Origin of the sequence: Paenibacillus sp. EC2-1 (assembly GCF_049311625.1) — a bacterium.
In the GTDB taxonomy this organism is placed as follows: Bacteria; Bacillota; Bacilli; order Paenibacillales; family Paenibacillaceae; genus Paenibacillus_AQ.
Genome location: NZ_CP186006.1, coordinates 3,868,346 through 3,882,784, shown reverse-complemented (window position 1 = coordinate 3,882,784; position 14,439 = coordinate 3,868,346). Strand labels below are relative to the sequence as shown.

General features: G+C 43.7%; 14 protein-coding genes. 11 read left to right on the top strand and 3 right to left on the bottom strand.

Annotated elements, in window-relative coordinates; genetic code table 11:
- Positions 1-114 precede the first annotated feature (114 nt).
- From racE to ACK8P5_RS18275, 6 genes are all read left to right on the top strand, one after another.
- Positions 115-921, top strand: a complete 807-nt coding sequence (gene racE / locus ACK8P5_RS18300) for a glutamate racemase (protein ID WP_422657690.1) — start codon at positions 115-117, stop codon at positions 919-921.
- Between the two features lie 164 nt (positions 922-1,085).
- The gene (locus tag ACK8P5_RS18295; RefSeq protein ID WP_422657689.1) at positions 1,086-2,288 is read left to right on the top strand and encodes a M14 family zinc carboxypeptidase; all 1,203 of its coding nucleotides are present in this window, start codon (positions 1,086-1,088) and stop codon (positions 2,286-2,288) included.
- Between the two features lie 163 nt (positions 2,289-2,451).
- Positions 2,452-2,727, top strand: a complete 276-nt coding sequence (locus ACK8P5_RS18290) for a hypothetical protein (protein ID WP_422657688.1) — start codon at positions 2,452-2,454, stop codon at positions 2,725-2,727.
- An 80-nt stretch (positions 2,728-2,807) separates the two neighbouring features.
- Entirely contained in the window at positions 2,808-3,110 is a 303-nt protein-coding gene (locus ACK8P5_RS18285; protein WP_422657687.1) for an iron-sulfur cluster assembly accessory protein, read from the top strand.
- A gap of 27 nt (positions 3,111-3,137) precedes the next feature.
- Positions 3,138-3,359, top strand: coding sequence for a DUF1450 domain-containing protein (locus tag ACK8P5_RS18280; RefSeq protein ID WP_422657686.1), 222 nt, complete (start codon positions 3,138-3,140; stop codon positions 3,357-3,359).
- A 115-nt stretch (positions 3,360-3,474) separates the two neighbouring features.
- Entirely contained in the window at positions 3,475-3,741 is a 267-nt protein-coding gene (locus ACK8P5_RS18275) for a hypothetical protein (protein WP_422657685.1), read from the top strand.
- Between the two features lie 126 nt (positions 3,742-3,867).
- Here the strand turns inward: ACK8P5_RS18275 and ACK8P5_RS18270 are convergent, their stop codons facing one another.
- The gene (locus ACK8P5_RS18270) at positions 3,868-5,847 is read right to left on the bottom strand and encodes an LTA synthase family protein (protein WP_422661512.1); all 1,980 of its coding nucleotides are present in this window, start codon (positions 5,845-5,847) and stop codon (positions 3,868-3,870) included.
- 136 nt (positions 5,848-5,983) lie between these two features.
- Positions 5,984-7,132: a THUMP domain-containing class I SAM-dependent RNA methyltransferase gene (locus tag ACK8P5_RS18265; protein WP_422657684.1), complete on the bottom strand. Its 1,149-nt coding sequence runs from the start codon at positions 7,130-7,132 to the stop codon at positions 5,984-5,986.
- A 138-nt stretch (positions 7,133-7,270) separates the two neighbouring features.
- On the opposite strand from ACK8P5_RS18265, the gene ACK8P5_RS18260 reads away from it, so the two are divergent.
- Positions 7,271-7,930: an O-methyltransferase gene (locus tag ACK8P5_RS18260; protein ID WP_422657683.1), complete on the top strand. Its 660-nt coding sequence runs from the start codon at positions 7,271-7,273 to the stop codon at positions 7,928-7,930.
- A 291-nt stretch (positions 7,931-8,221) separates the two neighbouring features.
- Positions 8,222-9,673: an N-acyl-D-glucosamine 2-epimerase gene (locus ACK8P5_RS18255; protein WP_422657682.1), complete on the top strand. Its 1,452-nt coding sequence runs from the start codon at positions 8,222-8,224 to the stop codon at positions 9,671-9,673.
- Positions 9,674-9,772: 99 nt separating this feature from the next.
- Here ACK8P5_RS18255 and ACK8P5_RS18250 read toward each other — a convergent pair whose 3' ends face one another.
- Positions 9,773-10,984 (bottom strand): MFS transporter, encoded by a 1,212-nt coding sequence (locus ACK8P5_RS18250; protein ID WP_422657681.1) that lies wholly within the window; start codon positions 10,982-10,984, stop codon positions 9,773-9,775.
- A gap of 234 nt (positions 10,985-11,218) precedes the next feature.
- On the opposite strand from ACK8P5_RS18250, the gene hemE reads away from it, so the two are divergent.
- From hemE to ACK8P5_RS18235, 3 genes are all read left to right on the top strand, one after another.
- Entirely contained in the window at positions 11,219-12,274 is a 1,056-nt protein-coding gene (gene hemE, locus ACK8P5_RS18245; RefSeq protein ID WP_422657680.1) for a uroporphyrinogen decarboxylase, read from the top strand.
- Between the two features lie 49 nt (positions 12,275-12,323).
- Positions 12,324-13,274 carry a ferrochelatase gene (gene hemH, locus ACK8P5_RS18240; RefSeq protein ID WP_422657679.1) on the top strand — a complete coding sequence of 317 codons (951 nt, stop codon included), beginning with the start codon at positions 12,324-12,326 and terminating at the stop codon, positions 13,272-13,274.
- Between the two features lie 385 nt (positions 13,275-13,659).
- Positions 13,660-14,439: a glycerophosphodiester phosphodiesterase gene (locus ACK8P5_RS18235; protein WP_422657678.1), complete on the top strand. Its 780-nt coding sequence runs from the start codon at positions 13,660-13,662 to the stop codon at positions 14,437-14,439.

The window sequence follows — 14,439 nt, the reverse complement described above, 5'->3', positions numbered from 1 at the left end:
ATCAAGTTGAAGAAGGAAAGGAATTGGGTTAAGATTTAGGTACGTTTCATGTCTGTATTACATATGGTAACACAGCTAAGATTTGAATAATGACAAGAAGGAAGCGGTGTGTTCGTGCAGCAAGCAATCGCAATACTAGACTCGGGTGTAGGTGGGCTAACCGTTGCCAAAGAAGTGATGAGGCAGCTCCCAAGAGAGAAAATTATTTACTTCGGAGATACTGCCCGCGCACCCTACGGACCGCGTACCTCGGAACAAGTCCGTTTATTTACGGAACAAATCGTAGATTATTTACTTCAATATGATCCCAAAATGATTGTCATCGCGTGCAATACGGCAACTGCGGCAGCCCTTGATTATATTTCAGCCAAGGTGTCTGTTCCAGTAATTGGTGTCATACATCCTGGTGCCCGTGCTGCTATCAGTGCAACCAAGACCGGACATGTTGGTGTCATCGGTACTGTTGGTACGATAGGCAGTGGTGCGTATACGTTAGCTCTTAAACAACTATCACCCTTTGTAGAGGTAGAGAGCCAGGCATGTCCTGCATTAGTTCCACTTGTGGAACATGGTCTCTTTCGTTCTTCAGATTCATTTGATATCGTTCAAGAATCACTCCGTGAAATTAAACAAACCACGATAGATTGTTTGATCCTTGGATGTACTCACTATCCATTCCTAGTCGATACAATACAGCAGGTAATGGGACCTAGTGTAAAATTAATCAGCTCAGCCGATGAGACGGCTCGGGAGATCAGTACGATTCTGTATGACAAAGGCCAACTTTCGAGTGGTGAGGAGACACCAATTCACCAATTTTTCTGTACTGGTGATGCCGAGATGTTCCAGAGCATTGCTACAGAATGGCTAGGGGAACAGATTAAGCGGACACCCGTTGTCTGGCAGATTACGAAGCTCTAATTCATTTTGTATTTTAATACTTTTGGAAGCCGGATTCCCGCGGGAGTCCGGTTTCTTTCGTTTATCCGCAGGCAAGCGACACATTTCGTACAACCTGTAACTCATATACATGCAATGGACGGTAAAAAAAGCGGGTGGCTGCGGCTGCCGGAAAGGAAAACGTCATGCGGCAGTATATCGTGGAAAAAGGAGATACGCTTCAAAGGATTGCGGCAAGACATGGTCTAGCTCGTGAACAGCTAATTACCGCCAATCCTTGGGCAGACCGGCAGCCTTACTTGCTGCCTGGTCAAATGATATATCTTCCGGCATCACTACGCCGAAGATACGTGATTCAAGAAGGAGATAGTCCTGAAAGTATTGCCCGTACATTTCATTTTCAGCCAGAACAATTGGAGGAAATGAACCCGGGGATGTCGATCTATACCTTTCCTATTGGAAAAACCATCGTTCTTCCTCCCTCTAAGCCGAAATACCACGTAAGACTTGCAGGAGAGTATGGTCCTAGGGAGTTGTCAAAAGATTTGGATTATTTGGCTGATCAGTTTCCTGTTATCGAATGCAATACGATTGGTTCAAGTGTCATGGGGAAACCGCTACATGCGGTCAAAATAGGGGATGGTCTAAAGCATCTTCATGTCAATGCGGCGATACATGCGAATGAATGGATCACGAGTCCATGTCTCCTGAGATTCCTAGAGATTTATGCATCAGCGTTGGCAACAGGCTCCTCTATACATGGATATGATCCAAAGACATGGTACCAAAATTACACGCTATGGCTTGTACCGATGGCCAATCCTGATGGTGTTGAGCTCGTTCAAGAGGGAATTTTGCCGAATCACATATACTATGATCAGTTGATACAGTGGAATGAAGGAAGGGAAGACTTCAGACGCTGGAAAGCTAATATTCGAGGCGTCGATCTCGGGGATCAGTTTCCAGCACATTGGGAAGAGGAAGTAGAGAGAAGAGGTAAGGCATCCCCGAGTTCACAAGATTATGCTGGTATTGCACCTCTATGTGAACCAGAGGCAGAAGCCTTAGTTAAACACACGATACACACATTGCCTGAACGCGCTATATCTCTTCATAGTCAAGGTCAAGAGATATATTGGAACTATAGGGGATATGAACCTCCTCATAGTGAAACATATGCAGTTCGTTTAGGCCAGGCAAGTGGACATCGGCCCGTTAAGCTGCAAGGAAGTGATGCGGGTTATAAGGATTGGTTTATTAAAAATTTTCGCAGACCAGGTTTCACTGTAGAGATCGGACGAGGAACAAATCCTCTACCGGCAGAAGATTTCGAGGATTTGTGTGTTGAGGTGAGTTCAGTCATGGCGGCGTTCATGTCGCTTGATTGAAAATGGCGTGAAACTATTTCAGTGATAATGCGTAAGCTATACGTGAAGAGACAGCCACCGTAATTGAGCATCAGAGACTTCGGTGGTTGTCCCTTCTATCATATCGGTCACGATAGGGTATTAATACTTGTAGACGATACATTTATGAATCGGAGGGAACGCCATGAAATGGAGAAGGTTACTGTCGCTTCGGCGTTGGTCTCATGTCTTTGAACGAATATTCAAATACTTGTTCTCCCCGGGTATTGCCGTAGGGGACAAGTTGTTATTTATTATTCCTGCTGCACTGTACTGGGTTTTACCGGATTTTATGCCCTTCATGCCGATCGATGATATCGGTGTGACGATGCTGCTTATGAACTGGTTCGTTGGCAGAATTGAACGTAAATACCCTGAGCTGAATTCGGACAAGCCAGGTCGGATTCCACCTGCTCGTTAACCGAATCGTTGCTTGCGAAAACATTCCGCGAGGGATAAAATAAAATATTGAGTGAGTGAATCATGAGGAGATGAACATAAATGAACTGCAAAATTACCCGCAATGCGGCTAAAGTGATAAAGAGAGAACTTGAAAAGGAAGAAAATCAAGGCAAGAAACTCCGTGTTGTCATTACACACGCACATGGAGATCATGCTCATTATGGTCTCGATCTTGATACGCCGAAGGAAACGGATGTAGTGGTATCTACGGATAAAGAAATTGATGTGATCTTGGAGTCAGGTCAAGAACTGCTTGATGGCGTCAAAATCGATTACTTATATCTCCCGCAAGAAGGATTTATCATCACCAATCCATCCAAAGGAAATCACGGCGACCATTAGGTCGTTCATATAAAGAGGTTATATGACATGGCAAACGATATTCGCGTATGTGAAAAATGTAAAGCTACATCTTTGAAGACAATCATTCCGAAGCTGAAGAAACTTGCACCTGATGCCGATATCAAAGTCGGCTGCAAATCATACTGTGGACCTTGTAAGAAACGTGCTTTTGTCTATGTGAATGGTCGCTATATCAGTGCCCAGACCGAAGAAGAAGTACTGGCCAAGGCAAAGCCTTTCATTAAGTAGTTTGACTTATTTTTATCAGTTTAATTATTTTTCTTCTTTAGTGCATAGTTCTTCGCTAACACATCCATGCTATGGGTGCAGGCAGAACCTTGTAATTTAGAAGGGAGCAACCATAATGAACAGTCACGATTCCAGTCTTCACTCGAATAATCCGGCCAATAGCGCGTTAGATTCGGCTGAGAAGTTACATCGTGCCGTATCTTCTGCATTGTCCCATCCAACGGAACAATTAATTCAACAAGCGAACAATTCTTTAGCTCATACAGAGCAGGCTGTTATTCAAGCCCAAGGGTATGCGAATAAGAACGCTGTTGAATTAGCAGAGGAACTGCTCGGTGAAGAGAAGGAACGTCTGTCCAAGCTTCATTCAGATGAAAGGTAACACGCGCTAGTCCTGTATTAACCCGCCCTGAGAGAGTCTCCTGGCGGGTTTTTTTGCGTAAAAAAAGCGTATGAGCTTAGGTGATACACGTAGGCTCATACGCAAATAACAAACGCAAATAAGAAACTATTCGTTGGATGAAGTTGCTTTAAACTGCTTGAGAAGATCATAAGTGATCGTTTGATCTGATATTTTCAGCTGGTTCTTTGTTTCTTCATACCCTTGCTTACATGCATTGATATCCGTAGGATTTCGAGTAGATAGATCGTAACATGTTCCATTCTCAAAACTTCCTGTTTCTGCTGGAATAAAGAACACATCATGATTCGAGAAGGCGCCGCTGCGAAATGGTACAAGTCGTTCTTTACCGCTTAGCAGGCTATCTCCCATAAGATAATAGGGCTCTTGAGAGATGCCGAGCAAATGATAAATTGTTGGTGCAGTATTCATCATGCCTGCGGCTTCCTCATATACTCCAGCTTGACCACCATCCGGTAAGTGAATTAACAGCGGAACCTGATTCATGATCTGCTTCATATCGAGTTCCGTAACATCATGCTTGAGAAACTGTTCGTAAAAAGCCTCATCTTTGATCGAGTTGTCATGGTCACCGTAAATGAGCAATATCGAGTTATCCCACAATCCCTGGGACTTCATCTGTTCTTCGAATTGGCCGAGGGCTTCATCAACATAGTGCATGGACTGTAGATAACTTCCGAATATCGTTCCTTGAAAATCTCCAGTATCTAGCTTCTGTTTCTCTTTAGGTATTCCATAAGGGTGATGACTGCTTAACGTAATTAGAAAAGAATAGAATGGTTCTTTAACATCCTTCATCATGTTTAAGGACTGCTTGAAGAAAGATGCGTCACTTACTGACCAGCCAATCATCTCATCCTGAACGAAATCTTTTTTACTATAGTAGCGATCATAATTCATTTCTCTATATACATTATTCCGATTCCAAAAACTGCTGTCATAGGAATGATAGACGTTAGCGGCATAGCCATTTTCTTTTAAAATGGATGGAATCGTATCATATTTATGGTTAGCATACCGTGTAAAGACAGATCCCATAGGCAGTGGAAGTAATGAGCTCTGTGTTACAAAGTCAGCATCAGAAGTTCTTCCGAGAGCCGTTTGATGATAGAAGTTGCTGTAATACATACTTTCCTTGATCAGTTTGTTGAAGTTTGGCGTAATTTCTTGTCCGTTAATGGATTGATTCACAACAAAATTCATAAATGCTTCGACTTGAATCATAATGACGTTGCTGCCTTCATATTTGCCAAAAGTGTTGTTTTTAACTGTTCGATTGGAACGCTCCTCATCAAACCAAGTTTGAATCTTTTGAACCTCCTCCTGACCAAGGACTGGCTTGGGACCGAGGTTGTCTTTGGAATAACGATAGATGTCATAACCGTGAAAACCGATAAGACCGGCAACATTGTAAAGAGTAACATTCCACCAATTGCTCTCAAATAGACCCACTGCCCACGTTTTGGATGCGATTTTGATCGGGGCGAAAGTGAGAAGGCATCCTAGCAGAAGCGTCAATGTACCCGCGATAAATCTCCGTACCATGATATTTTTACGAGAGAGCGAAGGTTTCATTGATGGTCTTGTGTTGCTGTGCAAGCGACGTTTGCGAAAGCTAAGGGAGACGGTGAGTGGTACAATTATAATCCAGTCGATGAAAAAGAATAGATCCTGCCAATGGATTAACGAGCGTATACTTTCGCCAAGCGAACCGACCTGTCCAGCCTGCATGAGTACAGGAACTGTAATAAAATCTTCAAAGTAGCGATAAAAAACCAAATCAGCATAAATCAAACCCGTAAGGATGAGATTCATTAGCATTAAAGACGCAATTCTCCCTCTTGGAGGAAGCCAGAATGTCCAGAATGAGACGAGCAGAAGTGAACCAATAGCAATAATATAATCAACTGGATTCATGTCGATGCTCTTTACCTTCAGATTGTAATGAAATAGGACTAGCTTAATTAACATGATAATGATGAACAAGGAATAGGCGGCATACCGGTTCAAAAATATCCGGCGAAGACGGTCCCTAATCCCTAGAGGTGACAATGTGTACAATGGAATATCCTCCTTGAAGCGGCTGGAATAGCCTATTTCTGACGAGTCTACTTATTATATAACGATAAAACACCGTTTCAAACCTAGATGTGAAGAAAGAAAGCCGCCTTGGCGGCGGCTTAAAATGTTAGATTAGGTTAGATTATTCTGCTGGACGAGGACGGGGTGGAAGCGGTCCGAGAAATTGAAGATACTGGCATTCAATACGTCCGTTGAACAGTTTACGACGCTTGTCGGCTTTACGGCCAAAATAATGCTCGAACTGTTTTGTCGGAGTAATCGCAAAAAATGACCATGTTGGAAGCCGCTTGGCCATTCCACCAATCTGTCGGATAAGACGTTCCACTTCTTCCTTCTCACTTAGACGTTCACCATACGGGGGATTAGTGATGAGACAACCATACTCACCCTCTGGAAGTGCCTTCGAAGCCGGAAGTACACGGAAATCGATCACGCCAGCCAGTCCTGCGCTTTTAGCAGCAGCTTTAGCCACTTCAATCGCTTTCGGGTCGATATCGCTGCCCACAAGTTGAAGTGGGATATCATCTGTTACCGCATCAAAAGCTTCATCACGAGCATCTGCCCAGCGTTCACTGCCGATAATGTCCCAATGCTCTGATGGGAATGAACGACGCAGACCTGGAGCGATATTCCAAGCAATCATAGCTGCTTCAATGAGAAACGTACCTGACCCGCAGCAAGGGTCATACAGAGGACGATGTGGACCCCAGCGACTCAGTTGAATAAGAGCTGCAGCCATCGTTTCCTTAATCGGTGCTTCTGTGATCAGCTTGCGGTATCCACGCTTATGCAGCGCTGGACCAGTTGTATCGAGCGTTAAGATCGCTCGGTCCTTAAGAAGAGACACTTCCACGACATAACGTGGACCATTCTCAGGGAACCATTCCGTATGATGGGAAAGTTTCAACTTTTCGACGATCGCTTTTTTCACAATTCCTTGGCAGGCAGGTACGCTGCTTAATTGAGATTTGTGAGAACGTCCCTCAACAGGGAATTCGCCGTTTGCAGGGATCCAGTCTTCCCAAGGAAGAGCTTTGGTACCTTCAAACAGTTCGTCAAATGTGAGGGCGTTAAATTCGCCCATTTTGACAAGGATACGGTCCGATGTACGAAGCCACAAGTTACAGCGGCAAATATCGATGAGATCACCGGAAAAGGTTACTCTTCCGTTCTCCACTTCTGTGTCCGTATATCCTAGTTCTTTCAATTCGCGTGCTACTACAGCTTCTAGTCCCATAGGGGCGGTAGCGATTAATTGTAATCGAGGCATTAACGAAGTCAACTCCATTTACGATGTGTACGGCGCAATAGCACCGCCGGTCAATCTATATAGTATAGGCGATTGTACAAGGCAAGACAATTATCATATGATAGGATTCGTTGGAATCTGTTCTAATGGACATTATCTATGTATGACTTGAAGGAGGAAATCTCTTTGAATATCACCCCTGATGATTATGTTAACCAATTATATCTAGAAGATGAGGAATTGCTGCATGTGAAACAAGCCATTAAGGAGCGGGGAATGCCTGAAGTGTCTGTAGCACCTGCCTATGGGCGTTTATTGACCTTGTTGGTTCAGACAGCTGGGGCTAGGGAAATACTCGAGATCGGGGCTCTGGGTGGATATAGCGGTATTTGTCTTTGCCGTGGTTTAGGCGAGGAAGGTAGATTGACTTCACTCGAGCTAAAAGAGGAATATGCAGCACTTGCTGGATCACACTTGAAAAAATCAGGATTCGGGGATAAGGTGGAATACCGCATTGGCCCAGCAGCTGACAACTTGGCCCTGCTCAAACAGGAAGGCAGACGCTTTGATTTCTTTTTTATTGATGCAGATAAAGAGAATTACCCTGTCTATCTCGATTATGCGATTGAGCTTGCGAATCCTGGAGCGATCATCGCAGGAGATAACTGCTTCTTACGTGGCCGGACGCTGAATACGGAGAAGAACGGACCTTCTGTACAAGCAGTAAGACATTTCAATGAGCGAATTGCTTCTGACGAAAGACTTACAAGCACGCTTCTGCCAGCTTATGATGGGCTTATCTTGGCGCGTGTAAAGTAAAAGGAAGCGTGTGAGCTCGGTCGCAGCTATGCGCTGAAGATGAAAGTAATATGAAAATGCCATCCAAGGGAAGCTTGGCTGGCATTTTTGATATGTATTCTTTGGTTTATTCGTACTTATTGCAGATTTCATACGCTTAGGGTGTAAGAGGCGCCGAATATGGGTTAACTAACACATAGAGTGGTAAGAGCTTAGGAAAGAAGGTCCCACCTTTATATATTCCTAGCAATCATACAGTGAGAGGGGAGACTAACACTGTACAACTCCCGTAATTTCAAACATATCCGCGAGTTGGGAATAGGTATACTTATCATATGTCTTCTCGTCGTAATTCTGACAATCGCTGCTGCATACGCTGAGAAGAGTCATGAAGATGAACGCAAGAAATCAGGTTTGTCAGGCCCAAGTATTCAGTTCGATCCCAGCTTAAAGTATTACCAAGATCGATCGCCTGAGAGTATTGCCGATGAGTTTGTACGTAATGGATATACAACGGTTCGGTATTTTGTTGTTAACGAGAATAACGTGGACCGTGAGCTTGTTGAGGTATTAAGGAAACGAGGGTTGTTCGTCTGGGCTCTTGTGTTAGGCAATGGTTCTTATTCAGTGGAGGGCTTCCCTTCGGAATGGCCTAGCTGGCAGATGGAACTATTAAAGCCTGTGAATGATGGATATTACCGCTTTTCTCCACATAGTACAAGTTATGTAGAATGGAAGAAGCAGAAGCTTGCGAATCTGGTAACAGATATACCCTTTGATGGTATCGAGATCGCGGAGCCTTATTTTCCAGAGTGGGACGGAATGGAGACCGGGGCGTATGGTGATGTTGGACCGCTTGCCAAGGCAGCATTTCAAGAGCAGTATGGTGTAGATTCCATTCCGAATTTCACGGATGCTGCGCATCCAGATTACTATCTTACGAATAAAGAGCTGTATCAGAAGTGGGTCCAGTTTCGGGTAAACGCGGTAAATCATTTTTTGAATGAAGTGATCAATGGGAATGATGGTATACGAGATGTCAGGAAAAATATAAGTGTAGCCACTTGGTCGCTTGCGATCGCAGGTGATGATTCTGTTGACAAGCTGAGGGAGCTTCAAGGACTAGACGCCGCAGAGATGATCTCCTCTGTTCGACCGGACATTCATATTCTTCAAACCCACTGGCCAGACTGGACGAAACCAGAGATGGAACTACCACCGACATATATTCAAGATTATCAGAGTTTTGTAGATCAGATCCGCGCCGTTCATCCGAATATTCCCTTAGGTATTCAAGTTGATATTGGTTCAAATCCCGATATGGTGAAGGATCGACAATGGTATCACAGACTGGGTGAAGTAGCACAAGATATGGGGTTCAAAACGTGGACAGCATATGAATACCATCTCGGAAAGTATATGTACGATGAACCACCTAGACCGATCACCGTAACACGTCCACATCGTAAAGAAGTAATTATTTCTTTTCAGAAGCGAATTGATGAGGCCTCTGCGAAGCTTCCGGGTAGTCTTATGATCTTAACGAATAAGGGCGAGGTTCCTATCGCACCTGAGAACATCACAGTAGACGGTAACATGCTAATTATTCAATCAAAACAATTGCCTAGAAAAGAGTTTCAACTGCGTATTCGACATGTAACGGATACTCCTGCATATTGGTTTCACAATAAGGATCAGCAGTTTAACGTGATTGAGGATGATACGGTGGTTAACGTAGATAAGAAAAAAAAGGTTAGATACTAGAATGACTTGGAATGAAAAACCCAGAAACATCAGATTCCTCCACGGTTCGGAAATCTGATTGTTTCTGGGTTTTGTGTTTATTCGTATTCTATATTAACATTACCTGAAATTTGGTGTGGGCTTGTTGGAATACAGCTTTGTTTTGACCCAGATCATATTGATCATGAGGAGGCTTCCGGAAACCAGGAAGAGTCCTTCAATACCGATGAATCCGGATAAAAATCCGCCAATGATCGCTCCAAGCATATTACCCAGAGCTAACGCACTTGTATTAAAGCCGAAGGAACGGCTCTCCATACCGTCGGGTGTATAGGATCTTATAAGCGCATTTACACTTGGGAGAAGCCCCCCCATAAATACACCCATCATAAAACGAACAATAATAAGCTGCCACACCGATTGAACGAATGCTTGTGGAATGAGCGATAGACCTGTTCCAATCAAGGCATACGTCAGAATGCGATGAGCTCCGACCTTATCACTAAGTTTGCCAAGAATCGGAGAGGCGATCATATTTGATAACCCCGTGACGGCTATTACAAATCCAGACCATAGTGCAATGTCTACACTTGACCCGTGAAGCTTCTGCACGTAAAGAGGGAGAAGAGACATCGGACTGATCATAGCGAATTGAAGTAGAAATGTAACAGCGAACAGCGCAGGTAGCTGCGGAGTATGACTGAGCTCTTTCAGACCAGCCAGAACCGATACCTGAGGAGTCTGAAGTGCTTCTTCACGATTGAACTTCTCTTTAACGAGAAACAACGCAAGCAAGGAAGCAATAAAGATAAGTGTACCTGTAATGTAAAATATCGGGCGGAACCCAACCCAATCAGCCATCAAACCGCCAATTAACGGACCCAGAATGGTTCCAGCAACTTGTCCAGATTGCATAATCCCCATGGAAAAGCCCATTCGGTTCTTTGGTGTTGTACCAGACACGAGCGAAATTGCAGCCGGATTAAAGCCTGAGATTGTACCATTCAAGAGCCTAAGTACAAGCAGATGCCAAGGATGTGTTGCAAAGCCCATACATGCAATAACGAGGGCCATGCCGAATCCTGATCGGAGAAGCATAAGTTTACGGCCGTATTTATCCGCGACTTTCCCCCAGATTGGCTGAAATATAAATGAAGTCAAGAAGTTGGCAGCGAAGATCAGTCCTGCCCATACCCCGATTTCATGCTCTCCCACTACGTTCAAATCCTGAGCTAAATACAATGTCAGGAAGGGAGTAATCATAGTCATTCCCGCATTAACTAGAAATTGTCCGAACCAAAGCACAATGAGGTTTATTTTCCAAGTTTTCAATGTGCCCTTCACTTCCTTTCTAAGCTGTCCATCTCAGATGCAACCGAGATTATGTAGTCTTCGAAAAAAGCCGTTCTTTCAGTATAACATATAAGTTTTATTCCAAAAGGCAACAATGTCATAGTATTGTCATTTGTTCTTCATGTAATCCCCTGGTGTGATAGTTGTTACTGACTTTTAAGTAGGGCATAATGTATTCTAGGTAACTTTATATACATTAATGGGGGCATAGACATGACTTACAACGATCAGTTTATTCGAGCCTGTCGAAAGCAGGAAGTGAATCATATTCCCGTATGGTATATGCGGCAGGCTGGCCGCTATGATCCGGAATACCGCAAGATTAAGGAGAAGTATTCACTTCTAGAAATTTGCCAGCAGCCTGAACTCGCCGCAGAAGTAACGCTGATGCCTGTTCGTAAGCTTGGTGTAGATGCTGCTATTTTATATTCAGATATTATGAATCCTGTCGCATCCATTGGCGTAGATTTTGATATTGTGAAGAATATCGGCCCTGTCATTGATAATCCAATTCGAAGTAGTGCAGATGTAGAGAAGCTTAGACCTATTGATGTTGAGGGTGATCTTGGACATGTGCTTGAGACGATTCGCATCCTAGATCGCGAACTAGAAGTTCCCTTAATTACATTTGCTGGTGCTCCATTTACGATTGCTAGCTATTTAATTGAAGGCCGACCATCCAAGAATTACTTGCGTACGAAAGAAATGATGTACAGTGAACCTAAAGTATGGTTCTCCTTAATGGATAAACTCGGTGATATGGTCATTGCATATTTGCGTGCACATATCTCTAACGGAGGGAAGGCGTTTCAGTTATTCGATAGCTGGGTGGGTGCACTTTCTCCTCGTGACTTTCAGATCTACGTACTTCCAACCGTTACCCGTATTTTTGCCGAACTTCAGGATTTGAATGTACCCAAAATTTATTTCCCTGGTGTAAGCTCGGGAGAATTGCTTCCAACATTGAAAGATCTGCAGGCAGATGTCATCGGATTGGATTGGAGAGTATCCATTCCTCAAGGACGTAAGCGACTTAACGGTAAATTTGCGGTTCAAGGTAATTTGGATCCTACGGTACTGACAGCACCTATAGAAGTTATTAAACAATATGCCAAAGAAATTATCGATGAAGGTATTCAGGAGCCAGGTTATATATTCAATTTAGGGCATGGCTTATTCCCCGAAGCATCACTGGACAAGCTTCGTGAACTAACCGCTTATATTCATGAATATTCAGAAGAAGCTCTTAAAGCAGGTGCCCGACCATAAAGCGGGTAAATGATGATATAGAATACTCTTAATAGCAGAGGTGATTGGGATGAGTAATAAGATTGGTGTATTGGTGATGTCTTATGGAACACCTGAAAGTATGGAAGGTATTGAGGAATACTACACACATATTCGGCGTGGAAACAAGCCTTCCGAGGAGCAGCTCAAGGAGCTGACTGACCGGTATGAGGCGATCGTGGGTGGTGTGTTTCCACTTCGGGAGAACACAGACCATCAAGTCAGAACGCTGCAAGATACACTTAACCGTGACAAGCGCTCGGAGAGTGTAGAGTTTGTATGCTATCAAGGTCTAAAGCATGCGGCTCCACTCATTGAAGATGGTGTAGAGCAGATGGTGAAGGATGGAATCAAACAGGCAATCGGTATTGTTCTTGCACCACACTACTCGGTCATGAGTGTTGGTACTTATGTGAAACGTGCTCAAGCAAAGGCGGAGGAATTAGGTCTAGACATATCCTTTGTAGAAAGCTATCATCTGCATCCATTACTGATTGAAGCACTAGCGAAACGTGTGAGTGCTAAGCTAGATCAATTCATTGAAGCTGGTGCGCTTCGTGAGGATGTTCGCGTATTATTTAGTGCGCATAGCTTGCCTGAGCGGATTTTGTCGATGGGTGATCCATACCAAGATCAGCTGCTAGAGACGTCAAAAGCTGTTGCCGAGCTTGCTAATGTAAGCAAATGGCAGTTCACTTGGCAAAGCGCAGGGCGGACTCATGAGCCTTGGCTTGGACCCGACATTCTGGAAACGCTTCAGGAACTAAGTAAGGAACAAGTGGAAGATGTGCTGGTAGCTCCTGTTGGCTTTGTTTCGGATCATCTAGAAGTGTTATATGACTTGGATATTGAAGCTAAGGCTGTGGCTAAAGAGATGGACATGCGATTAGAACGTATTGAGTCATTGAATAGCGATCCCCTCTATATGGAGACATTGAGTGATTGTGTCATTACTCGCTGGAGACAAGGTAGCGATCAATAGAATCATCACAACCCTCCGGCTATGTCGGAGGGTTCATTTTGTATAATATTTCTCGTATATTTTTGTTGTTTAGAAAATTTGATGTGGTTTCTACTTGCTGATGTAAATTGTTATAATGAAAGGAGCACATGGAAAGCCGCATATGCGAGGGAAATAGGGGTGAATGATGTACTCATCACGTACAGAGCGTAAAAAAACTCAAATGAAGGCCAAACAGACAAAGCAATTACGTGTATGGACTTTCCTTAATTTGGGGCTTATTATTGTCATTGCATTTTTGCTTTTTTATCATTTTTCATTGAAGGAACAGGAGGGGATAGGTACCTCTTTATATGTTCCTAGTATATCTGCAATTATGTAAAATAGTGGCGGAGGAGGTCCTATCATGAACAATCTATGTGTGGCTCACCGTGGATTTTCTTCTAAAGCGCCTGAGAATACAAATGCTGCCTTCAGACTTGCCATGGAAGAACCTTTTGTACACTGGATGGAGATTGATGTTCAGCTGACGAGAGATGGTGTGCCTGTTGTTATTCACGATTTTAGTGTGGATCGGACAACGAGTGGCAAAGGGAAAGTAAAAGATCTAACTTGGCAGGAAATACGCAGATTGGATGCAGGGATTTGGAAGGGTCGGGAATTCCAAGGAGAACAGGTACCCTCATTAGATGAAGTGCTACAGCTTGTAAAAGGTCGCCTAAAGCTGAATATCGAACTTAAGACGAGTGGGAATATGTATCCCGGGTTGGAAGAAGCTGTACTGGAGCGAATTCATGCACATCATATGACGTCTGATGTTGTACTTACATCATTTGAATCGAAGGCGCTTCTTCGAGCCAAGGAAATAGATCCAGAGGTAAAGGTAGGCCTTATCATAGACGCACATCCAAGAGATCTGCTATCGCGACTTAAAACAATGGGTTGTACCTTCCTATCCATCGGATATTCTCATCTTGATGCACCGTTTGCAGCCGAGTTGATTAGAAATGGGATTACACCTATGGCATGGACTGTAGATGATAAACGTAGTATGGCTGCTCTAGCTAAGATGAACCCAGAGATCATGATATGCACCAATCGTCCTGATATGTGGGGTGAATTATTTTTAGACGAAATTGCACCACGGATTCCGTTCTGGCGCAAAAAATGGAGAGGATGGTTTTAA

Bases quoted from the DNA above. Each gene is read 5' to 3' on its own strand.
- ACK8P5_RS18235 (WP_422657678.1), top strand. From the start codon at position 13,660: ATGAACAATCTATGTGTGGCTCACCGTGGATTTTCTTCTAAAGCGCCT.
- ACK8P5_RS18290 (WP_422657688.1), top strand. From the start codon at position 2,452: ATGAAATGGAGAAGGTTACTGTCGCTTCGGCGTTGGTCTCATGTCTTT.
- hemH (WP_422657679.1), top strand. From the start codon at position 12,324: ATGAGTAATAAGATTGGTGTATTGGTGATGTCTTATGGAACACCTGAA.
- ACK8P5_RS18280 (WP_422657686.1), top strand. From the start codon at position 3,138: ATGGCAAACGATATTCGCGTATGTGAAAAATGTAAAGCTACATCTTTG.
- ACK8P5_RS18260 (WP_422657683.1), top strand. From the start codon at position 7,271: ATGTATGACTTGAAGGAGGAAATCTCTTTGAATATCACCCCTGATGAT.
- ACK8P5_RS18295 (WP_422657689.1), top strand. From the start codon at position 1,086: ATGCGGCAGTATATCGTGGAAAAAGGAGATACGCTTCAAAGGATTGCG.
- ACK8P5_RS18285 (WP_422657687.1), top strand. From the start codon at position 2,808: ATGAACTGCAAAATTACCCGCAATGCGGCTAAAGTGATAAAGAGAGAA.
- ACK8P5_RS18275 (WP_422657685.1), top strand. From the start codon at position 3,475: ATGAACAGTCACGATTCCAGTCTTCACTCGAATAATCCGGCCAATAGC.
- ACK8P5_RS18265 (WP_422657684.1), bottom strand. From the start codon at position 7,132: ATGCCTCGATTACAATTAATCGCTACCGCCCCTATGGGACTAGAAGCT.
- hemE (WP_422657680.1), top strand. From the start codon at position 11,219: ATGACTTACAACGATCAGTTTATTCGAGCCTGTCGAAAGCAGGAAGTG.